Raw genomic sequence first — 21484 nt, forward strand, 5'->3', positions numbered from 1 at the left:
CGCATCCACCAGCGGATGTAGTTTCTTCAACAACCAAAATATTTTTTTCGTATCTTAAAGCAGCAAATTGCTGTCCAATATATTTGTTCATAGCGGCACCATTTGTTCTGAGCATAGTTTTATATTTTATTATATCACAGCACTCCTTCAATGAAAATATTTTGTTGGAAATGCCAATGAAAAATTTTTGTGAATTTGTTAAGTCGTAGGGGTTGTTATTTCCATAGTATCTGGATGAATCAGAGTGATTGCTTTTCCGTTTCGTAAGGCATAATTGACTGTCTGTGCTGTGCCTGAGCGCAGCTTTTTCTGATTATCAAACACACCGATGATGTACTCTGCATGATCGACCATATAATAATTTCTTTTTTTATAACTGGAAACATCCGCAGAATGTGAAATAACAATAGAATCGTTTGCGTTTTGGATTAGTTTTTTCAATCTATGTCTACTCTGATCCGGCCATTTAGAGTCATAGCCGATGAAGGGAATTACAACGATAATTTTAATATCCTCGTATCCTGTTTGTGCCCTCAACGTCAGCAGCTGTTCTCCAGCCCACATATCCACACCAAGAGCACCGCCGACAAAAAAAGTACGGACAAATTTCTCGTCATGGAGTATGCGAAACTGCTCTATGAGACATTCTTTTAGCTTTTGACATAGGGGATCTTCCTCATTATATCCAAAGCAAAACCTTGTCGGTCTGTGGCCGGTAATGGCACAGGCATACTGATTCATACAAATCACCTTTGATAACTGCCTTGATTACGCATATAAAGCAAAAATAACGCAAATAATAATGCGTATAAAGGTTATATTACAAAATTATAACACAACACATACGAAGTATCAAGAATTGCTTTCTGCTATGCTAAAAGAGCAGAGAGGTGAGCGTATGGACGAAGAATTTATCCGCAATCGAATCACAGAATTACGATTGAAAAAAGGCGTTTCAGAATATCAGATGAGCATGGAGTTAGGGCAGAACAGAAGCTATATTCAGGCAATTTCTTCCGGGCGTTCTATGCCGTCTATGAAGCAGTTTCTCAACATCTGTGAGTATTTTGAAATCACGCCGCTTCAATTTTTTGATGCACAGGAGAATAACCCTCAGCTTATCAAGAAGGCTTTGGACGGAATGAGAAAGATGTCAGATGACGATCTGATTATGCTGATTGGTTTTATAAATCGCTTAAACACAGAAAACTAACGATAGGAGGCAGTAAGCATCCCGTCGTTAGTTTTTTCATTTTATGCGCAGCATATTGTGGCAAGCAATGCTTGTGGCTATCCATTTCGCCACAAACTGCTTGTTGAGGGCAGTGCCCCCAAGCCCCTTTGAACACAGAATTTCATTCTGTGGCTGCGCGTTCTGCGAACGCTTTTGACCAGGACCAGCTTATCGCTGGCCGTGGTCTTTTTCTTTTTCAACATCCTGTTCTACCTCCATTTTCAGCACTCGATCCACATTGGCCTTTGCCGTTAAAAGCTCCCGCATTTCCTCACGGGAACGCCGGTACTCGGCATAGGTCTTTTTCTTTTCTTCCAGCAATTTTGCGTACTCCGTCTGCAACTCTTTGACCTTGGGCAGCTTCTTGACGCCCATCTCATTAAAGGCATTCTTAGCAGCTTGGTGGAGCAGAATTTCTTCCTCATGTTCTTCCCGGAATTTCTTAGAATATCCTGCCTTGCGGTATGCCACATAGACCTCACGGGTCTTGGCATAATTTACAATGTGAGTACGCAGAACAGCAATCTCTGCCATGCGCTTTTCAGCCGCTTTGATCTGCACCGAAAGCTCATTGTGATGTGCCGTGGCAGCCGCAGCCTTTTCTTCTAAAATCGCATACTCCAGCAGATTGTTCTCTGATAGGTAATTCATGGTCTGTGCCATTTGTTTCAGATTGAAAACCTTAGCCCATCGAGCATAGCCAGCCCCTTTTCCGGCCTGCAATTTTGCCTGAATGTCCACGAGCAGATTGACCTTCGGCGGCTCTGCCTGTGCGACCACTTTCTTTCGTGGGGTATGTGCTTTCTTCCCGGAGAGAACCGCCTGCAAATCTTCCAATCCATATCCTTCGCCCAGGCTGTCCATACGGGCGGCTTTCTCCCAGCCAGGGAGCTTCAGGCGATACGATTTTCCGCGTTTTGATACTTCACAGCCGGACTCTTGCAGCAGCTTCAGCAGCTCCTCAAAATTAGCAGGACTTTGTGATAATGCGTTGTCAATCGCTACACGCAGCAGCTCTCGGTGAGAGGGCTTTGCCTGATCGCCCAGCCACTTGTTATAGCTCTTTCCGTGAGGTTTCGGATTCTCCACAATGGACAGTCCATTTTCGACGCAGACGGTGTCACTTAACTGTCGGACTGCCTTGGTGCTGCCCCAAAAGTTTCGGAATTTCCGGTCATATTCTAAGCTGACCGATGACCAGATAATGTGATTATGAATGTGCGATTTGTCTATGTGAGTACAGACCACAAAGGCATGATTGCCCTTGGTAAAACGCTTGGCAAATTCTACGCCCAGCAGGTTGGCTTCTTCCGGAGTGATCTCTCCGGGGCGGAAAGACTGGCGCACATGATAGGCAATCACATCGTCCGCACCTCGCACTCGTCCGGTCGCGGCAAGGTACTGTCGCTTTGCCAGAAGGAACTCTGCATCCGCAGTCCGACTGTCACACGCATAGCCGGTAATGAGCCTGCCGTTATCTGTTTTTTGGGGATTGGCCACATAGTCGATGATGTCACTGATCGCCCGACTTTCTGTGCGGCCCTTGCCGACATGAAGCGGCATGATTCTTGTGGTTGCCATAGGTCAGACCTCCTTTCCGAAAAGAAAACGGCCTGCCGTAGCAGACCGCGTTCTTTTAACCTTTTTGACTTCCAAAAATATTGCAGTTTCACTTCCGATTTTGTAGAGACAGGATGTTAAATCTGACATCCTGTTTCTTTATCCATACACCCTATCCTGAATGGCAAATTTCAAACTCTGCACCTTGCCCAGCAGCCAGATTGCAGCCAGTGGCAGACCCATGGGACTAATCAAAAATGCCATGACTAAAAGGATCACACCATTTTGCAGGGAATAGGTAATAAGCACAGCCACGCCAAGCAGAGCAATCACAATGCTGAGCAGGCCAAGCACCAGACCGGATATGTAGATCAGCCCCGTGCAGATCCAGACAAAAAGTGTCAGCACCAAAATGACCGGTGCAGTTACGATCATCAGCAGGCATTTCAAAATCTTCATTCCAGTTCCTCCTTCCAACGCTCCAGATGCCGTTTGCATAGGGCATCCGCTTCTCTCTCATCATCTTCCGTCACTTCTCGTTTGCCTTTAGTCAGTTCAATCTCCAGATAAGTCCGGTAATCATCGGCTAAGAGGTCGAACAGCTCCTTGGGAGTATGGCACACCTCGCCGGTGCAATAGTGAAAGTCTTGGTCAAATTCAACCCTTACACATCCATGACAGCTGATATAAACTTCGATGGTCTCGTCTGCGGCCAGATAGTCCGCAAAAATCTCCAACACTTTTTCAAAGGTCTGCATCTGTTTTCACTCCTTTGCTACACTGCTATTCTATTTCATATTATCCGGTATGGACAGTCAAAAGACAAGGATACCGGCAAAAAGAAAAAGCGGAGGGAGGTGCGGCGAAGAAACGCCTTTCCTCCCTCCGCAAATGGAGTACCTATCCCTGTTATGAAAGTTTAGAAAGCTGGGTAAGGATTTCCTTCACACCCTCCCATAACAGCTCCTGACGCTGGGACATATCCTTCAAATCAGCGTCGTAAACCCGCCCGGTCTCATGCACTTTACGGGTCAGCTGATTCAAGTTGTTGCTGCTTCGGCGCATTAGGGAGACCAGCTCCTTCAGCTCTGGCAGTTCCAGCTTGACCACATACCCATCCAGTGCCATTTTTCTTAGATAGGCTTCACGGTTTGAGGTTCCAAGCTGAGACATTTTTTGCTCAATTACAGCAAGCTCCTCCGATGAAACTCTAAAGTTTAATTGCATATCCCTCTTACGCTTTGCCATAGTTATCTCTCCGGTCCCTGTTTCTTCGGAGCGGCAGGCTTATGGGCAGGCAGCTCCTGCTTGAGCTTTTGCAGGACAGAGCTTTTTGCTTTCTCCTGAACGGCCCTTCGAGCCTGTCTTGCAAACAGGTCTACAAGTCCCGGATTGACCTGATCTACTACCAGATAAGCATTGCGGCGAAACGATTCTTTGTCCTCCGGCATAGGAATGGTCTTTGCCCATGCTTTGTTGTCACGGGAGATCCGCCCATCTGCATCCTTATGCTGAATGGTATTGGCGAGAATAAAGTTCATCCGCTCTGCTCCAAATTCCTCCAAAATCTCTTGCACCGCAGAAGCAGTATCCAGCCTGTTATCCCTATAATGGGCACTGATTGCCTGCTCAATGGCAACTTTACAGGAAAAATTCGCCTGGTCAGACAGCCAATATGCGTCTGTTTCTCCATGCTTAGTCGCGTATGAAGCAGAATGAAGATAAACTACCATGGGATTAAGTTCTTCTGGTTCTCTGCATACCTCATTGGCTCGGCTTTCAATGCTGTCCCGGATCACATCCATATAGCCGGTCTCCAGCTTTTCAAAATAGCGGTACACATCTTCCAGCGGCGAAGGAGATTCCAAAAGCGCCTCTGCCTGGGCATCGGTCAGCTCCAGTTCCTCCATCGCCATCACGATGTCCTCACGGACCGTGTACTCATAGGTGTGATTCAGGATTTCTTCCGGGGGCTGGCTTTTCAGCCAGTCCCTGTATTTATCCTGCTCAGCAGCCATCTTTTCATAAAGAGCTGTATTCAGATCGTTGGTATTCATGTTATCGCACCTCCTCATGCTGTTTTGGTTTCTTGTCGGTACTGCGGGGTGGCACCGGGCGTTTCAGATGATCCAGCACCGAAGGCCGTACGCTTTTGGCAACAACAGCCTCAGCGTGTGCCTGTTCCTTTCCGTCGATGTTGAGCAGGGTATCCAGCTCCACCAGACGGGCGTTTTTGCTTCTCAGTTCTTCTTCATAAAGGAATGGCTTTCCGACTTCCTCCTTTGCGGCAGCCTGCTGCTGATAGAGGTTATCCAGCTGGGCCTTTGCCGCCTCCAGACGCTGCGGCATCTGGGCGAGGGCATTGTCGATACGGGTAAGATTTCCGCGAGGGTCTGTACCAAGGGTTGCCCGGTGGGTCATCTGGCCTTTCAGCAGGAGCGTATATTCCTGTTTCCAGGCGGAAAATTCCACGGACATGGCATAGCCCCGGTAGCTGCCGATCTGCACCGGATCGGAGGTTTTGACCTCCTTGCAGGCATCCAAAAGGGCAGCACCGGCGTTCTCCTTATCGGTCAGCAGATCTCCACGAATCTCCATACCGGCAAAGCCTTCCTCCGGGTGCGGGTGAGCTGCCAAAACCTCCAGGTCAGATTCAAAGCCCTTGATAAAGCCCTTGTGCTTTTCAATCTCCTCCGGGAAATATTTGAGCAACTGATCCTCCAAGCGGTACTGCTTACTCTGGTGGTCGGCTTTCATCAGCTTCAGGCGGGATACCTCCACATCCAAATCCATACGCTCTTTGATACGGGGGTCTCCGGCACACAGAGCCTTGATCTCAGCAAAACTGAGGGCGGTTTCATCCACATCATCGCAGGAGCGCACCGGCGATTTAGAAGTCATGATCTGGCTGATGAATTTCTGCTTATTCTCCACCGTCTGCCACAAATAGGCATCAAAAGTCCCCTCGGTGACATAACGGTACACATGAACCAAAGGGTTGCTATTGCCCTGGCGCTCGATACGCCCCTTTCTCTGGGCAAGGTCTCCCGGTCTCCACGGACAGTCCAGATCATGAAGTGCCACCAGACGGTCCTGCACATTGGTGCCTGCGCCCATCTTGGCGGTGCTGCCCATAAGCACACGCACCTGACCGGTACGAACTTTAGAGAACAGCTCCTTTTTCCGCACTTCGGTGTTAGCTTCATGGATAAAAGCGATCTGGTCGGCAGGTATCCCCTGAGCAATGAGTTTCTGACGAATATCGTCATATACCGTAAAGGCCGGTTCCTGCTCCGGCAGGGGTACAGCGCCTTCCAGTGCGTGAAGCAGTGGATTATCCAGCGTTTTCGCCGCCTTGCTTGCAGGAGCTTTTGCCTGCGGGGTAGAAATGTCGCAGAATACCAGCTGGGTCAGCTTGTCAGCTTCGCCATCCCGCCAGATCTGCATGATGTTGTCCACGCACTGATTGACCTTTGTGCCGGGTTCGTCCGGCAGCATCTGGTTGACGATCCTCTGGTCCAGCCCCAGCTTGCGGCCATCCGAGGTAATCTTGAGCATATTGTCCTGGGACGGGTCAACGGTTCCGCTGTGTACCAGCGATGCGCGCTCCGAAAGGGCCTTGACCATTTCCTGCTGATGTTCGGTAGGCTGCGCCACGATGTTGTGGTATTCCACCTCCGGGGTAGGCAGATTCAGCTGGTCGGCAGTCTTAATGTCAGCCACTTCTTTGAACAGGTTCATCAGCTCTGGGAGGTTGAAGAACTTACTGAATCTCGTTCTTGCCCGGTAGCCGGTGCCTTCCGGTGCCAGCTCCAATGCTGTGACGGTCTCCCCAAATCGGGAAGCCCAGCAGTCGAAGTGGGTCATGTTCAGTTCTTGCAGGCGTTCATACTGAAGGTAACGCTGCATGGTGTAAAGCTCGGTCATGGAGTTGCTGACCGGGGTGCCGGTGGCAAAAATCACGCCACGGTTTCCGGTGATCTCATCCATATAGCGGCACTTGGCAAACATATCGGAGGATTTCTGCGCGTCCGATGTGGAAAGACCAGCCACATTCCGCATTTTTGTGTATAGAAACAGGTTTTTATAGTTGTGGGCCTCGTCCACGAACAATCGGTCTACACCCAGCTGCTCGAAGGTTACCACATCGTCTTTTCGCCCCTCTGCTTGCAGCTTTTCCAGTCTGGCTTCCAGAGACTTTCTGGTACGCTCCAGCTGCTTGACGGTAAAACGCTCACCGCCGCTGGCCTGCACCTCTGCGATACCCTCGGTGATCTCGTCGATCTGCTCATAGAGAAGCCTTTCCTGACGCTCCCGGCTGATGGGGATACGCTCAAACTGGCTGTGTCCCATGATGATGGCGTCGTAGTCCCCGGTAGCGATACGGGCGCAGAACTTTTTTCGGTTATGGGTTTCAAAGTCCTTTTTGGTGGTGACTAAGATGTTGGCAGAAGGATAGAGACGCAGAAACTCCGACGCCCACTGCTCGGTCAGGTGGTTTGGAACCACAAAAAGAGATTTCTGACACAAGCCCAGGCGTTTTGCTTCCATCGCAGCGGCCACCATCTCAAATGTTTTGCCCGCGCCTACTTCATGTGCCAGCAGGGTATTTCCGCCATACAGCACATGGGCGATGGCGCTTTTCTGGTGTTCCCGCAGAGTAATGGCCGGGTTCATGCCGCCAAAAGTGATATGGCTGCCATCATACTCGCGGGGACGGGTAGAGTTCATTTCTTCGTTGTACTGGCGCACCAAAGTCTGGCGGCGCTCCGGGTCTCTCCAGATCCAGTCCCTAAAGGCTTCCCGGATCGCCTGCTGTTTTTGAGCAGCCAGGGTGGTCTCCTTGGCGTTCAGCACGCGGCGCTCTTTTCCGTCTGCGTCCTCTATGGTGTCATAGATACGGACATCCCGCAGGTTCAGGCTGTCCTCCAAAATCTTGTAGGCATTGGCACGGCTGGTTCCGTAGGTGGTGTAGGCTGCCACATCGTTGTAGGATACGGAAGATTTCCCCTTGATCTGCCATTCAGCGGTAAAGGACGAATAGTTGACCTCGATACTGCGCTGGAGATAAAACGGGGTATTAAAGGTCTCATACATAAACTGCTGGATATATTCCTTGTCGATCCAGGTAGCGCCCAGACGCACCTCGATCTCCGACGCATCCAGGTCTTTGGGCTGGGCGGCGGTAAGAGCTTCCACATTGACTGCATAAACCGGGTCCTGCTGTGCCGCCCGCTGCGCCTGACGCAGTTTGCGGCGTACATTGCCGGAAAGGTATTCATCAGCAGTCACATAATGGGGTGTGCCGTCTTTCTCCAACTGTCCCGGTACACAGAAGATCACACCTTGCAGTTCTCCGGCCAGTTCTTCTTTTGTTTTTCCGGTAAGCCGGCTCATATAGCTCATATCCACGCAGGCTTTTTCCGAGATAGACACCGCCAGTGCTTCACTTGCCGTATCCACCACAGCCACCGCCTGATGGGGTTTGATGGTTCGTTTGGTGAACATATCCGCCTTGCGCTCCAGCTTTCCGTCCTCGTCGATGACTTCCAGCGCACAGAGCAGGTAATAGGAAGAATCATCTGCATAGGCCAGACGGTTTGCACGGTCATTGACGAGACCGTATTTGGCAGAAAAGCTGTCATAGAGCTGGTTCAGTTCCGCCTGCTTCTCCCGAATGGTGCTGTCCGGAACCGCTGCATCCATCTGAAGGTCGATCAGTTCCTGCACACAATCACGCAGTCCCACAAGACCTTTCACGCGGGCTTCTGCGGTGGCGTTGAGGTCAGGGCGCACCATACGGCTGTTTTCCCGGTAGTACACCTGCCCATCTACAATGGCATAGGAATAGTTCTTCACATTGGGGTCGGCAGGAATGGAGGTGTCAATAGCTTCGCCTTCGCCCAGCTCCGGCAGCTCTGCCTCCTGATAAGTGCCGCGAATGTACTTCACCGCATCATGCAGCTGGTCGGAAAGCTCCAGTCCCTCGATGGGGTTCACGGTGTAATCCATACCATGAGCGGTGCTTACCGGCTCCTGTCTGCCCAGCACCATTTCCGGGTGGTCGATAAAATACCGGTTGATGGCAAACCCGTCCTCCGTCTGTCCGGTCTGGGTCCATTCCGGCACGATGTCCAGCGGGCGGTCCCTCTTTTGGAGGAAGATGATGTCCGATACCACCTCGGCACCGGCATTCTTTTTGAACGCGTCATTGGGCAGACGGATAGCTCCCAGCAGCTCGGCACGCTGGGCAAGATAGCGGCGCACGGTGGAATCCTTGGCGTCCATGGTATAGCGGGAGGTTACAAAAGCCACCACGCCGCCGGGATGCACCTGGTCGAGTGCTTTGGCGAAAAAGTAGTTGTGAATACTGAAATTCAGCTTGTTGTAGGCTTTGTCGTTGACCTGATACTGACCGAAAGGCACATTGCCGATGGCAAGGTCAAAGAAGTCACGCCTGTCGGTGGTCTCAAAGCCGCCTACTGTGATGTCCGCCTTGGGATAAAGCTGCTTTGCGATGCGCCCGGAAACAGGGTCCAGCTCCACGCCGTACAGACGGCTGTTTCGCATTTCCTCCGGCAGCATACCGAAGAAATTGCCCACACCCATAGACGGCTCCAGAATATTTCCGGTCTCAAATCCCATACGGTCCACCGCTTCATAGATGGCCTGAATGACCGTAGGGCTGGTGTAATGGGCGTTGAGGGTAGAGCTTCTGGCGGCGGCATATTCCTCCGGGGTCAGCAGTTCTTTTAGCTGGGCATACTCTAAAGCCCATGCCGGTTTCTCCGGGTCAAAAGCATCAGAGAGACCGCCCCAGCCCACATATCGAGAAAGAATCTCCTGCTGTTCTGGGCTTGCCTGCTGTCCGGCAGCTTCCAGCTCTTTCAGCAAACGAATCGCATTGACATTTGCCTGGAACTTGGCTTTCGGACCGCCTTCGCCCAAATGCTCATCGGTAATGCGGAAGTTTTTTGCATTGCGACGCAGGTTAGCCTTGTATTCCTCATAGGAGGCTTCCTCGGCAGCTTTAGCATTGGGGAAGGTCTGCCACTGGCCATTGACCTGAATGGAAACCGGGTGTTCGTCCAACACCCCCTCAAAGGTTTTCTCCGGCTCAGTCACAGGGGCTGGTGGCTCCGGCTCCTCGATATGCAGTCGTTCCACCACCACATCATAAGGCAGATTGTTCTTGTCGCCCGGATAGACGGCCACGGTCTCGGAAAGGAAAGTCGGGGATTCGGCAGCCGGTTGGGGCTGTTCCTGTCCCAACCCGTCCTGCTGACGGGCGTACATCCCGCGCAGCAAAGGCGCAACTTCATCCCAGCGGAAATACAGCACAGCCAGACGCTTTTCCTCTGCGTCCAGGACTTCCAGCTCCATGCCCTGTGCCGTGGTACGGTAATCGGCAGTATCGCCGGTCTCCAGATTCAGCGTCTCGATCTCACCGGAATAGGCTCTACTCAGCCAGTAGGCGATCTCGCTGTTGCTCCTGCCGGATTGCAGCAGCGTGGAAACCTGTTTTTTATCTGCTTCATCCATCAGTCCATGGACCAATACATCCCGCAGGTCCTGATCTGCCTTGTCCGGGTCAATGGGAAGAAACTCGGTATAGTAAGCATTGCGGCGGTCTGCCCGAAGCAGCTGCTCGAACTGTTCTTTACGCTCTGCCCGGTAGATGGGATATACCATACCGGTGGGCAGAAGCTGTACGGTGTCATCCCGCAGCTCGGTGATCTGATAGGCGTCATCCTCGATATATACGGTATCGCCCACAGCATAAACCGGGGCGGCAGGGTCATAGGAGGTTCTTTGCGGAGTTGGGCGGCGAACTGCATCATATTCCTCATCGGAAATGGAAACTTCGGAAGTCTGCTCTGTCTCGGCAGCTGCGATCTGCTCTGCATCCGACATCACCCGCTGGATAAACGGGTCATTGTCCAGTTTTTCCGGGTCTGCCACATGGCCGTTGACAATCCCTCTTTCCTCCAGGGCTTCCCGGATGGCGATAGGGTCGATGTTGTCAAAACGGTCCTGTTCTTCTTCGGTATAGAACCGGTCCTCCTGAATAAGCTGGGCAATCCTGCGTTGTACCTTCGGCCAGGGCAGCTGCATTTCCTCCGGGCTGCCGGCACGGACAACGAACAGGCTGTTGCTGTTACTGCCGCCGTATTCCTGAGCCAGCCATGCAGCGGTATCTTTCTCTCTTGCATGGTCTTTCATATAGCGGACGACAGCGTGTTTACTCTCGATATTGCCGTTCCATGCACAAAGGGCAGTATCAATATCTTCCTGAGAAAGAGGGCGCAGAAGCTCATGGAGCTTTGGATAGGTTTCGTCGATCACTTCCTGGTGCAGACGCTGGCGGAACTCCGGTATATCAGAATAAAGGCGGATCAGCTCCATATCCTTAGAACCAAGGACCGCACGGCGCACAGCAGCATTGCCCTCGATGACAGCATTTTCACGGTCAGAATGACCGCAGGCATTGCGGTATGCGGCATCCTCGGAAATAGCGGCAGTTACCACAGGCTTATACTGTTCAAACTGCTCCCGAAGGGTGGGCTTTGGAGTTTCTTCCTCCACCTCCGGCTGCTGGGCTTGAATGGCATCTTCTTCGGCCTGTTCCTGTTCAGACTGGATCTTGTCATACTGTGCCTGTTCCTGTTCGGTAAGATAGCGGCCTTTCTGGACAAGAGAGGTAATTCGCTTGGCAACCTTTTCCCAGTTCAAGTGAACATCCGGGCAGTCCTGCTTTTTATAGTGCAGTCCTTTTCCGTCGTGATCTTCGCCGCTGTGCGTTGCGCCGGACAGTGCATGAGAGCGACCGCCAATGCCATACTCGTCTTTGAGGAATCTCACTTTTTCCTTGTCCGTGTGGTTTTCCATGAAGAACGCATAGATACGGCCTTTTCCTCCGGCGAAACTGCTGCCACCAGTCATGGCGGCGTCGATTTCATCCTCGGTAATGAAGTGCTGAACGGTTGGCACTTGGGAAAGGTCCGAAGAAAAAGTCCTGCGTGGCAGGTCAAGGTCCTTCAGGTTCTCCCAGATCTCCCTCGGTCTGTGATAGTGAAAACGCAACAGGTCACGATCCTGCTGATAGGCAGTCCAGAAGGCAGCGTATTCTTCCTTGAGGGTCTGGCGGAAAGCTGGGTCACTCAGCTGCTCCGTCAGGCGGCGGGTCTCCTCTGGGAACCCATTGCCTTTGATCTCTGACAGGCTGGACAAATATCCGGCTTCTCTGGCGTCCTCGCTGAAATCGTGATACAGATGCCAGAGCTTTTCCGAGAGGAGGGATCGTTCATAGCCTGCCGCTTCTGCAAGCTCTACATTGGAGGCAAACTGTCCGCTCTCCAAAAGCTCCCCGATACGCTCTGCGGCGCTCTCCCAGGAAATGACCTGGGCAGACCTGTCATAACGGACAGACTTCCCATGAGAAAGATGGATACCATCCTCGGCATACCATGCGCTCACACTGCCAAGGCCGTTGCCGCCGTGGTACAGCGTTTTCAGTATCCCGGCAATCTCAGCGGTGGTTTTCTGTTTTTCAAAGGCTGCAACCACACGCTCCCTCTGGCGGTCTGTATTGCCGCCCAAACGCAGCACATGGTCGATGTCATTTTGAGCAAAAGAAAAAGCAGAGGATGTATGCGCTACATTCTCTGCTTCATCTATGGATTGGATCTGTTCTGCTTCGGAGAGGAACAGGTTTAGGGTCAGCTGTTGATAAGCTCCGCCATCAGGATTTCCTCGGCCTGGGCTTTGCAGGTGTTCATCAGCCCCACCCACTTCATGGGATCGCTGGCTTTCAGTTCCTCGGTGGCTCCCGCTTCCTTCGCCAGTTGGGGTATCATCTGCTCCAGTCTGCTCTGGGCGGTCTCGTCGATCTCCAGAAGGTGCGGGTACAGCTTCTCGCTCAGTAGCATCTGGTTGTAGAGGATGGGACGGTGTTCCTTCAGGTAGGTTTTCCTCATCCTGCCGTACTTGCCCAGGGGTTTCTCCGGCTGCTGGCTCAGCTTCAGGTCGGGAATCAGATAGTCTCCGTTCTGGATATAGGTCATGGGATTGTTCATCTTGTTTGCTCCTTTCTTGGTTGGCTTCGCGCTCTGCATTTCGGACGGTGACGCCGATCTGCCGCAGCACCTGCTGGTTGATCTGGCTGACCGCTGTTCCCAGCGCCCCGATGGTGGACGGGGTGTTGAAATCAAAAATCGCCATGAAATCTTCGTGGTCGAAGTAGCGTTCCGGCTCCAGTCCGCAGCGGGACATCAAAGAGTAAGTGATGCTGACGGTGGCTGCTGCCTTGAACTGTACTCCGATGTTAAACTCATCATATTCCTCCAAAAAGGAACCGTCAACGATATAGAAGAAGTCCTGCTGATGCTCCGTCCAGTATTCCTCAGCCAGTTTTCCGGCTACCTCAGTGAGCTGTCCGGCAAGGTCATCACCGGAAACATCATAGGTGCGCTCCAGCATGGCCTGCACGGAATCCAGATGGCGCTCCTCCAGCTGCCACAGCCAGGGAGTGCGGGAATGTTCACGGGTTCCGGTGTCGGAAATGTCAAAAACATAGCGAAGGCGAGGTCTGTCCCCGGAATCGTCCACCAGAGCGATTCCCTTGGAACCGCGCCTTACATAGCGGCCCATCTTTTCATTCCACAAATCGTACTCTGCACAGGCGGTGGCGTCCGGTCGCTGGGCATAGATCATCAGCTGCTCATGGAACGGGTACTTGTAAAGGCGGGAAGCAGTGGTGAGAAACCCTGCCCATTCCTGCCAGCTCCCCGTGAGCTGTGTTGCCACCTTGTCCGCCATCTGTGCATATAGTTCAGCTTTGGTTGGCATGGTGTTCTGTCCTCCTTTCGGTTTTGGGGTAAAGAGGTGGGGTGGCAATTTGCCACCCCATCCCTGCGGTTATGGTGTTTACTGGTCAAAATCCGGATACAGCTCCAACTGGGCAAAGTCCTCATCGGTCATCGCACAGAGCTTCGTAAGGGCGCTGTCGGTCAGCTCCCTCAGTTCCGTTTCCTCCGGTGATAGCTCGCCGCACATCTCACGCAGGCTGTCGATCAATCCGGTGCGGTTGCCGGTATTGTAAATGCACATCAGGTTCATTTCCTCAAAAGTAAAGTTTCCCATATCAAATCTCCCTTTCCGTACTCTTTTTGGGTGCTGTCTTTTTGTGTTCTGCTTTGGGCTGGCTTTTCAGCTGATCCACAACGGACTTTTTCTTTTCCCGTTCCTCCCGATGAACGGCATCAGCCAAGTCCATCAGGGAAATGGGCTGACCGCTTCGGGCCTGCTGTTCCAGCTCTGCCACCGTAGGCTCTTTTGCACCATTGTTGATGATACCGTCGATCATGCCGTAATCGTCCTCCACGGCCATCTCCGCATTTTTCAGTGGATTTTGCGAAAAGAATCCAGGGATCTGGGTAAAACCAACGCTGTCACAGTAATGACAGGATACCTTACCGTCCTGCTTGATCGCAACGATGTCACTGACGCTCATGGAGGGGCTGTGAAAGTCCACGGGTTTTTCCAGATTGAATTGCTGATAGAGTTTTTCCAGCTGCTCCGGCACAGTGCTAGACTCACTCAGCGGAGCGGTGTAGATTAGGTCATAATTGCTGCGGTCTATGGAAATATCAAGGGACTTTAGCCAGTCCAGATTCATAAAGCGCACATTCTGCGGATCGTCACGGCTCACCTGATAGATGGCAAAGCAATCTCTATTCTGGGAGAGAAATGCCTGTTCTCGTTCCTGCTGATGTTCCTGACGCTCCATGACCTTTTCATGGAACTGAGGGCTTTTCTCCCATTCCTCACGGTCCACACCGCAAAGACCGCCATGCTCCATGATCTCCTGTGGGTCAAACACCATGCTCTCCGTATTGTCCTCATGCAGCACATAGACAGTCAAACCGGCGGCATCCAGTTCCAGCGCCCGTTCTCTGGTAACAGGGAGCATCCCATCATATGAGTATCCGTATTCCTGCATATCCGGTGTGGAGACCTGCTCATCGGGCATGGGGTATTCATCCAGTGCCTGCTCCTGTGCTTCCGGCAGTTGGGAAGAAGTAGCCATCTGACTGGCCTCTGCCTGCATCTGCTGATAGGCAGCTTCCTGCAAGGTCTCGATCATGAACAACGGTGCGTATTTTACCGAGTCTTTGCCCAAATCGTTGTCATCACAAATCTGAAGAACTGCCTTCATGCGGGAAAGCTCCGGCATATCCAGCTGACCGCCATCCAGCTCTTTCATGGATGCAACATCGTAAAGGGTGTAGTCCCAGCCGCTGTCACAGGGCTGGATATGAAGATAGGTGGCATCGTCGATCAGAAACAAAGCCTCCTGCTGGTTGGCGTCCGCCCCCAGCACCTCCATTTCCGGCATGGCCGCAGCCAGTTCCTTTACCGCTTTCTGTACCAGCGGATTGTCACGGTAATAGTCGATTGCCTGGATGGTATCCAGGTCAATGGTCTGCCCGGTCAAAATCGGAAACGGTCCTTCATAGTCGCTTCCGTCTTTCAGCTCAAAACCAATTCCTTTGATCCCGTTCATTCGCTCTGCCGGAATTTCCTGATAAATGCGAACCGCTTCCTCCAAAGACAGGTTATCGTGGTATTCTCCGAGGTTTGGAAACTCCATGCACTCTGCTACATAGTAGGTTAGATTGCCGGTCGGCTGCTCTATCGGGGCGGTTTCCGGCTCTGCCTTTGCATTGGGGTCAATTCCACGCTCTTTGCAGATTTCCTTATAGTGGCGTTCAATGTCAGAGATCAAAGTGCCGGAGGTCTTATTGATGGTCTCCAAACTGGCTCTCAGCTCTTTCAGTTCCTTGCCCTGACTCCAGCTTGCAATATAGCCGAAGCTGTTTTCTCCGGTCTCGATGCCAAAATACTTGCAGACCGCATAGGAGATACTTTCAGCCTCCACTTCCTCCGTGTGGCGATTTTTGATTGCCTGTTTTTCTGCGGTTGGATCTTCCTCAACTGCAAGACGCCATTCAAACTGATTTTCGTCCACATAGCGCCAATCCATATCAGAAGCAAACTGTTCAGCTTCTCTTTCTGTGGCAAAATCCAGCTTGAAATCATGCTTGGTTCCACCTTCACTCTCCAGCACAACCTTCCATGACGGTAGCATTTCATATTTTTTAGGATCATGGAGCTTGCTGTGGGCAATCTCGTGTACTGTGGCCGAAACCGTCTGCACCTCACTCATACCCTGACGAATGGCGATTTTCTGATGATCGGCAGAAAAATAGCCGTCCGTATCGGCGGCCATTGCTTCAAAAGTGATTGGCACCGGCGCACTACGGCACAGGGCCTCCATGAATGCCTCATAATTGGGTACATTTCCGGAAAGGGAGGAAGCAAGCTCCGGCAAAGGTTTCCCGTCGGTCTGACTCACATCAAAGACCTTGACCGGACGAAACATGGGAATCTCGATTTCTTTTTCCTCTGTAACGATCTTTCCGTCTTTATCCAAAATCGGAGCCTTGGTATCCGGGTCCAGCTTCTGCTCCTCGATTTTCTTCTTATACGGTGTAGGGGCGATGATGGTAATGCCATGCTCGCCCTTTTTTACATGACGCTCAAACTGGTCTTTCCACTTATTGTATCCGGCTACCAAAGTGGCATCCGGCTTCTGCATCTACCAAAGTGGCATCCGGCTTCTGCATATAGATGAGCATGGTGTTGTTTACCGAATAGCGGTGAAATCGGGACATGACGGACAGATAGCGCATATACTTTTCGCTCTCAAACAGTTCTTTGATGCCCTGCTCGATGCCATCTGTGATTTCCCTTAGCCGTTCTCGGTTGGTGGGTTTATTCTCAGCCATGATTTTCAATCTCCTTTCCAAGTGTGTGATTTCTGCTGTGTGTTCTGCAATCCATGCCTTTTGTTCTGCTTCACTTTCATAAAGAAAAAGGTCCAGCAGGTACTCTACATAGGCTTTCTTCTGGATTGCTTCCACAAAACGGGGGTGCGGTTCTTCCTCCGGTGTCCTGGGAGAACGGTCGGCTTCCCATTTTTTCAGCAGATAGTAGTAATCGGACAGTACGCGATAACACCGCTGCCGGTCCTCCCGAAACTTCTGCACCTCGGTTTTTTGCCGGACATATCTCCTGCGGGGCGGGGCCTGACTGTCATAGATCAGGCCAAAGTCCTGTGCCAGTTTCTCCGCCGCTTCTTTTGGGGAGAGGTTAAAGAGCTTTGCGGTAAAGTCGATCACATCCCCATCTGCACCGCAGCCAAAGCAGTGGAACCGCTGGTCTACCTTCATGCTGGGGTTCTTATCATCGTGAAAGGGACAGCAGGCCATACCATTTCGTTTGACCTCGATCCCATAAAACGCTGCCGCTTCTCTGGTGCTGACCGACTGCTTGACCGCTTCAAATACATTCTCTGCCATGTGCCTTTAACTGCCGGACTTTTTCACAGGGGGCTGGTATCCGGCGGCTTTCGCACGCTCACTGGCAGCTTTGCGGCGCTCGGCGCTGTATGGTTCCCGGACAGATACACACCGCTTGGGGACGGTAAAGTTATGGGCGTCCTTTCGGATGATCTGGTCGGGGTGCTTTTTTGCCAGCAGTTCCAGTTTCTCCATCAGGCGGGGATCGTGGGTGTAGACCTCAGCCATTGGTTCTGCCTGGTTATAGAGGAGAATGGTTTCCCGTTCCACTAAAGAGAGCTTCATCGGCTGCCTCCTTTCCGCTGGTCAAATTCCAGCTTGAAGTTGGCGTACTGTCCATCGTCCTCCAAAACCACAGTGGCATCGTAGGTCTTACCGGTCTTTTCGGAATAACAGCTGGTAATCCTTGCGCGGCCATCTTTGAGCAGTGCCGTCACCACAGCCTTGGTGGGCTGTTTTTTCTTGACGGTCCACCATTTGTTATTTTTCCAGATTGCAAATTTGCAATCTTTGCTCTGACAGAAGAAGCCTTTTTGCAGTTCTGCAACTTCACCGCCGCAGCGAGGGCATTTGCCCACCACCTCACGGGGCAGAGCGAACAGGTACTCGGTTCCCTTGATGACCTGATAAGTTCCCACCAGGTCTCCCAGCATAGTGCTGATCCCGTCCAGAAACTCCTCCGGGGCAAGCTGCCCGCGCTCGATCTCGCCCAGGCGGTACTCCCACTCGGCAGTCAAAAGCGGCGATTGCAGCTGTTCCGGCAGAACGGTGATCAGGGAGACTGCATCGTGGGAAGGGAGAAGCTGCACCGTTTTCCTGCTCTTTTTTCGTTCCAGAAAACCGGCAGATACCAGCTTTTCCAAAATACCGGCACGGGTGGCCGGTGTCCCCAGACCTTTTCTCTCGGCATCCTCCGGCATATCCTCTTTTCCGGCAGTCTCCATCGCGGACAATAGGGTGTCCTCTGTAAAGTGCTGGGGCGGACTGCTTTTGCCTTCTTTGATGATTGCAGCAGCAACCGAACGGGTCTGTCCTTCAGTCAGCTCCGGCAGGGCTTTCTCTGCGCCCTCTTTTTTCGGCTCTGCATCCTTCATTTTGGCACGGTAAGCGTCCTCCAGAGCCTTCCATCCGGGATGCTTCACCGTTTTTCCTTTGGCGGTAAACTCCCCACCGGCACACGCTGCAATCACAACGGTTTCCGAATAGATATGGGGCTGGGCTACGGCGCACAGCAGACGCAGGGCCACCAGCTCCAGCACCGCTTTTTCTCCCGCAGGAAGGGCAGAAAGGTCTGCATCCTTGAGATTTCTGGTAGGGATTACTGCGTGGTGGTCGGTTACTTTCTTATCGTTGATGACCGTCTGCGGATCACAGGTAATGGCGATCCCTTTGCGAAACGGCATAGCATTGGCAACCAGATTCACCAGCACCGGCAGGCTGTCTGCCATATCGCCAGTCAGATAGCGGCTGTCAGTACGGGGATAGGTGCAGAGCTTCTTTTCATACAGGCTTTGCAGATAGTCCAGGGTCTGCTGGGCTGTAAATCCAAGCAGGCGGTTGGCATCTCTTTGCAGAGTAGTCAGGTCATAGAGGGCAGGCGGCTTTTCGGACTTTTCCTTGCACTCCACCTTTTTGATCGTGGCAGCTGCACCCTGACAGGCTTCTTTCAGCTGCTCGGCAGCGGCCTTATCCGCCATGCGCTCCCCGGATACGGTAAGACCGGGCAGCTCCAGCGCCACGGTATAAAAGGGAACCGGCTTAAAGGTGTCGATCTCAGCTTCTCGCTGGACAATGAGTGCCAGCGTTGGGGACATAACACGCCCGATGTTGAGTGTGCGGTGATACAGCACGGAAAAAAGCCTTGTGGCATTGATCCCCACCAGCCAGTCGGCCTTGGCACGGCAGAGGGCAGCATCCCGAAGTCCGTCATAGTCCGCACCGGGGCGCAGGTTTGCAAAGCCCTCCCTTATGGCGGAGTCCTCCATCGAAGAAATCCAGAGCCTTTTCATCGGTTTTTGACAGCCTGCCAGCTCATAGACGCTGCGGAAAATCAGCTCGCCCTCGCGTCCGGCATCACAGGCATTTACCACCTCCGTCACATCCGGGGCGTTCATCAGCTTTTTGAGAATATCAAACTGCTTTTTCTTATCCTTTCCCACCACCATCTGCCAATGCTCCGGCAGAATAGGCAGGTCATCATATCGCCACTTTGCGTACTTGGGGTCATAGCTGTCTGCGTCCGCAAGACCGGCCAGATGGCCCACACACCAGCTGACACGCCAGCCGTTGCCCTCCAGATACCCGTCCTTACGGGCAGTTGCACCGATCACCGCCGCCAAACTCTGGGCAACTGATGGTTTTTCAGCAATCACCAGCTTCATATTCTTCAACCTCCCATTCTTCCCGCACAGGCGTGTGCAGTTTTTTCTCAATGCTGTTTTCCTCATCCAGAAGCAGGTTATAACCAAACCGGTAGTCATAGCGGTACAGTTTCCCCAGCAGGTCATTGATGATGATGCGGCAAGCCAAAATGACACGAGTTTTATCCACCTGCATCAGCTGGTAGCGTTGATAATTGCTGTAATATTCTTCATGGCGGTGGGTATTGCGGACAGCATCTTCAAGCAAACTTTCTACTGCATCCTGACAACCATCCTCTTTTTCACCCTCCATACAGTTCAGAAGTTCCATTACCATAGGAAAGCTCTGTTCATCCATAGGAGCTTCTGCTGCAAGAAAACCGATCAGGGCAGATAAGAGCAGACGGGCTGCTGCCTGTTCCTGGTCCGTCAAAACAGCCATCGTTTTCTCCGCATTTGGCAGAATCTTATCTTCCACAAAATCTGCCGCGTCACCGGAATAAAGCTGACGGACAGAATCTATGGATAATGAAACCATCACGGCATCCTGAGAAAAGTCAAAGGAATCTTCCTGTTTTGCTTTTCTCCGAAGTTTGTTTAACATGGTAGAAAGAATGTCTCCGCCAAAATACACGGCGATCACCAGCAGGTCAAAAACAACAATCAGCTTGATAAATATAATCAGAACACTCATTTTTTTCGTTTCCTTTCTTTGAGCCATCGTTCCATTTCCCGGTGGCAGACGCCTACGCAGGGACTTCCATAATTCCCGCAGCCATAACAGGGGTGGCTTGGGGGTAAAGAAGGAGGACGGGAAGTTTTCTTCCCGCCCTCCGGCCTGCGTGTCATCATGCGTTCATAGGGACTGTCTGTGAAACGGGTCATTTCATGCTGTCCTCGTCATCATTTTCTGCGCTGCCCCCGTCAGCGTCAGGCTCGTCCGACTCCTCATCCTCGGTTTCCCATTCCTCGGAATCTTCCTCGCCATAATCATAATCGTCCAGACTGTCATTCCCCTTGGTCTTAGGCTTGTTCTTAACAAGCTTCAAATAGGCAAATACGCCACCGCCGCCCAATAGAGCCAGCAGAAGGATCAGCGCAGCCGGGTTCAGTCCGGCAGGCTTCTCTTTTTCCGGCTCCGGTGTTTCTGCCGGAGGTTCCGGTGCTTTTCCCGTACATTTACTCTTATCCGTTACACAGACCGGGCAGGCCGTATTGACTGCCCCTGCTTCACATTTCTTTGTGCAGCTGCACACCGCAGGCGGCTCCTCTTTGGCATTTCCATCTTCCATCAGCGCCATCAGGTCTGCTTCATCCACCTGGTTCAGAAAGTGAACAGCAGTCTTTTTATCCTCGTTGACCCTGTCGATCAGGATATAAAAATAGTTGCCTGCCTTGGTGGTAACAGTAATGAGCTGCTTATTGCCACCAAAATCATCCACCAGAGCGGCGTTACCCTCCGGGGTCAGCGCAGGTGCTTTTTCGGGTTCTTCCACCACCACATTGCTGTCATTGGTGGTATCCTCTGCCGGGGGCGGCGCTGCGCCCTGGGCAAAAGCGGGAACGGTAAAGCCCGATGCCAGAACCAGCGTCAGGCAAAGGGCGGAAAGTGTTCGGAGCAATCCTTTATTCCTCATAGCTGTTTTCCTCCTGTTCGTTGTTGTCATCCACCATACTGCCGGGAACTGCGCCGCCGGACAGCATGACGCTCAGCTGAGCCGGGGTCATACGCAGTGCGCGCACCATCTGAACGATCTCCAGATTTTCTGCCTCGGTTTTCTGTGCCTCCAGCGCCTTGAGCTTTTCCTGATACTCTGCGATCTTCTCACGGACCTTTGTAATCTCCTGGTCAATGCGCTCAATTTTGTTCTTTGCCATCGTCTATCACTCCTTCTAATAAATTTCGG

The 21484-nt window shown here is 52.0% G+C and carries 17 protein-coding genes and 1 pseudogene; 2 read left to right on the forward strand and 16 right to left on the reverse strand.

Going from position 1 to position 21484, the window contains the following annotated elements; genetic code table 11:
- Positions 1-198 precede the first annotated feature (198 nt).
- Positions 199-741, reverse strand: a complete 543-nt coding sequence (locus MTP43_RS11855) for a DUF1273 domain-containing protein (RefSeq protein WP_249234845.1) — start codon at positions 739-741, stop codon at positions 199-201.
- A 130-nt stretch (positions 742-871) separates the two neighbouring features.
- On the opposite strand from MTP43_RS11855, the gene MTP43_RS11860 reads away from it, so the two are divergent.
- On the forward strand, positions 872-1213 hold the full coding sequence (locus MTP43_RS11860) for a helix-turn-helix domain-containing protein (RefSeq protein WP_430537805.1): 342 nt from the start codon (positions 872-874) through the stop codon (positions 1211-1213).
- 189 nt (positions 1214-1402) lie between these two features.
- Here MTP43_RS11860 and MTP43_RS11865 read toward each other — a convergent pair whose 3' ends face one another.
- The 7 genes from MTP43_RS11865 to MTP43_RS11895 form a co-directional block, all read right to left on the reverse strand.
- The gene (locus MTP43_RS11865; protein ID WP_249234846.1) at positions 1403-2815 is read right to left on the reverse strand and encodes a relaxase/mobilization nuclease domain-containing protein; all 1413 of its coding nucleotides are present in this window, start codon (positions 2813-2815) and stop codon (positions 1403-1405) included.
- Positions 2816-2953: 138 nt separating this feature from the next.
- Complete coding sequence (locus MTP43_RS11870; RefSeq protein ID WP_215629888.1) at positions 2954-3253, reverse strand: CD1845 family protein; 300 nt, start codon at positions 3251-3253, stop codon at positions 2954-2956.
- Positions 3250-3552, reverse strand: a complete 303-nt coding sequence (locus MTP43_RS11875) for a hypothetical protein (RefSeq protein WP_249234847.1) — start codon at positions 3550-3552, stop codon at positions 3250-3252. Before MTP43_RS11875 ends, MTP43_RS11870 begins: the two co-directional genes overlap by 4 nt.
- Before the next feature lie 151 nt (positions 3553-3703).
- Positions 3704-4048 carry a plasmid mobilization protein gene (locus MTP43_RS11880; RefSeq protein ID WP_442900606.1) on the reverse strand — a complete coding sequence of 115 codons (345 nt, stop codon included), beginning with the start codon at positions 4046-4048 and terminating at the stop codon, positions 3704-3706.
- Entirely contained in the window at positions 4045-4851 is an 807-nt protein-coding gene (locus tag MTP43_RS11885; RefSeq protein ID WP_249234849.1) for a DUF3848 domain-containing protein, read from the reverse strand. Before MTP43_RS11885 ends, MTP43_RS11880 begins: the two co-directional genes overlap by 4 nt.
- 1 nt (position 4852) lies before the next feature.
- On the reverse strand, positions 4853-12361 hold the full coding sequence (locus MTP43_RS11890) for an SNF2-related protein (RefSeq protein ID WP_442900568.1): 7509 nt from the start codon (positions 12359-12361) through the stop codon (positions 4853-4855).
- A 152-nt stretch (positions 12362-12513) separates the two neighbouring features.
- Positions 12514-12870 (reverse strand): TnpV protein, encoded by a 357-nt coding sequence (locus MTP43_RS11895; protein WP_007037450.1) that lies wholly within the window; start codon positions 12868-12870, stop codon positions 12514-12516.
- Between MTP43_RS11895 and MTP43_RS11900 the strand changes: the two genes are divergently transcribed.
- The gene (locus MTP43_RS11900; RefSeq protein WP_249234851.1) at positions 12857-13624 is read left to right on the forward strand and encodes a hypothetical protein; all 768 of its coding nucleotides are present in this window, start codon (positions 12857-12859) and stop codon (positions 13622-13624) included. The two genes, MTP43_RS11895 and MTP43_RS11900, sit on opposite strands and share 14 nt — an antisense overlap.
- Positions 13625-13720: 96 nt before the next feature.
- Here MTP43_RS11900 and MTP43_RS11905 read toward each other — a convergent pair whose 3' ends face one another.
- The 8 genes and pseudogenes from MTP43_RS11905 to MTP43_RS11940 all read right to left on the reverse strand — a co-directional run bounded on the left by MTP43_RS11905 (position 13721) and on the right by MTP43_RS11940 (position 21455).
- Entirely contained in the window at positions 13721-13936 is a 216-nt protein-coding gene (locus MTP43_RS11905; protein ID WP_154042303.1) for a transposon-transfer assisting family protein, read from the reverse strand.
- 1 nt (position 13937) lies between these two features.
- Positions 13938-17217, reverse strand: a pseudogene (locus tag MTP43_RS14515) (YodL domain-containing protein).
- Positions 17218-17223: 6 nt separating this feature from the next.
- A complete protein-coding gene (locus MTP43_RS11915; RefSeq protein WP_097785476.1) occupies positions 17224-17502 on the reverse strand; it encodes an immunoglobulin in 279 nt (92 codons plus the stop codon).
- On the reverse strand, positions 17499-19598 hold the full coding sequence (locus MTP43_RS11920; RefSeq protein WP_249234852.1) for a type IA DNA topoisomerase: 2100 nt from the start codon (positions 19596-19598) through the stop codon (positions 17499-17501). Before MTP43_RS11920 ends, MTP43_RS11915 begins: the two co-directional genes overlap by 4 nt.
- Positions 19579-20271 (reverse strand): hypothetical protein, encoded by a 693-nt coding sequence (locus MTP43_RS11925; RefSeq protein ID WP_062807352.1) that lies wholly within the window; start codon positions 20269-20271, stop codon positions 19579-19581. Before MTP43_RS11925 ends, MTP43_RS11920 begins: the two co-directional genes overlap by 20 nt.
- The gene (locus MTP43_RS11930) at positions 20268-20462 is read right to left on the reverse strand and encodes a hypothetical protein (protein ID WP_062807353.1); all 195 of its coding nucleotides are present in this window, start codon (positions 20460-20462) and stop codon (positions 20268-20270) included. The genes MTP43_RS11925 and MTP43_RS11930 overlap by 4 nt, the downstream gene beginning before the upstream one ends.
- Positions 20459-21214, reverse strand: a complete 756-nt coding sequence (locus MTP43_RS11935) for a DUF4366 domain-containing protein (RefSeq protein WP_249234853.1) — start codon at positions 21212-21214, stop codon at positions 20459-20461. The genes MTP43_RS11930 and MTP43_RS11935 overlap by 4 nt, the downstream gene beginning before the upstream one ends.
- Positions 21204-21455 (reverse strand): DUF4315 family protein, encoded by a 252-nt coding sequence (locus MTP43_RS11940; protein ID WP_249234854.1) that lies wholly within the window; start codon positions 21453-21455, stop codon positions 21204-21206. Before MTP43_RS11940 ends, MTP43_RS11935 begins: the two co-directional genes overlap by 11 nt.
- Between the last annotated feature and the right edge of the window lie 29 nt (positions 21456-21484).

This window comes from Faecalibacterium sp. IP-1-18, from assembly GCF_023347355.1.
Taxonomy (GTDB): domain Bacteria; phylum Bacillota; class Clostridia; order Oscillospirales; family Ruminococcaceae; genus Faecalibacterium; species Faecalibacterium prausnitzii.

Excerpts from the sequence above, each read along its gene's own strand:
- MTP43_RS11855 (WP_249234845.1), bottom strand. The coding sequence starts at position 741 with ATGAATCAGTATGCCTGTGCCATTACCGGCCACAGACCGACAAGGTTT.
- MTP43_RS11860 (WP_430537805.1), top strand. The coding sequence starts at position 872 with ATGCTAAAAGAGCAGAGAGGTGAGCGTATGGACGAAGAATTTATCCGC.
- MTP43_RS11865 (WP_249234846.1), bottom strand. The coding sequence starts at position 2,815 with ATGGCAACCACAAGAATCATGCCGCTTCATGTCGGCAAGGGCCGCACA.
- MTP43_RS11870 (WP_215629888.1), bottom strand. The coding sequence starts at position 3,253 with ATGAAGATTTTGAAATGCCTGCTGATGATCGTAACTGCACCGGTCATT.
- MTP43_RS11875 (WP_249234847.1), bottom strand. The coding sequence starts at position 3,552 with ATGCAGACCTTTGAAAAAGTGTTGGAGATTTTTGCGGACTATCTGGCC.
- MTP43_RS11885 (WP_249234849.1), bottom strand. The coding sequence starts at position 4,851 with ATGAATACCAACGATCTGAATACAGCTCTTTATGAAAAGATGGCTGCT.
- MTP43_RS11900 (WP_249234851.1), top strand. The coding sequence starts at position 12,857 with ATGGGATTGTTCATCTTGTTTGCTCCTTTCTTGGTTGGCTTCGCGCTC.
- MTP43_RS11895 (WP_007037450.1), bottom strand. The coding sequence starts at position 12,870 with ATGAACAATCCCATGACCTATATCCAGAACGGAGACTATCTGATTCCC.
- MTP43_RS11905 (WP_154042303.1), bottom strand. The coding sequence starts at position 13,936 with ATGGGAAACTTTACTTTTGAGGAAATGAACCTGATGTGCATTTACAAT.
- MTP43_RS11915 (WP_097785476.1), bottom strand. The coding sequence starts at position 17,502 with ATGAAGCTCTCTTTAGTGGAACGGGAAACCATTCTCCTCTATAACCAG.
- MTP43_RS11920 (WP_249234852.1), bottom strand. The coding sequence starts at position 19,598 with ATGAAGCTGGTGATTGCTGAAAAACCATCAGTTGCCCAGAGTTTGGCG.
- MTP43_RS11925 (WP_062807352.1), bottom strand. The coding sequence starts at position 20,271 with ATGAGTGTTCTGATTATATTTATCAAGCTGATTGTTGTTTTTGACCTG.
- MTP43_RS11930 (WP_062807353.1), bottom strand. The coding sequence starts at position 20,462 with ATGACCCGTTTCACAGACAGTCCCTATGAACGCATGATGACACGCAGG.
- MTP43_RS11935 (WP_249234853.1), bottom strand. The coding sequence starts at position 21,214 with ATGAGGAATAAAGGATTGCTCCGAACACTTTCCGCCCTTTGCCTGACG.
- MTP43_RS11940 (WP_249234854.1), bottom strand. The coding sequence starts at position 21,455 with ATGGCAAAGAACAAAATTGAGCGCATTGACCAGGAGATTACAAAGGTC.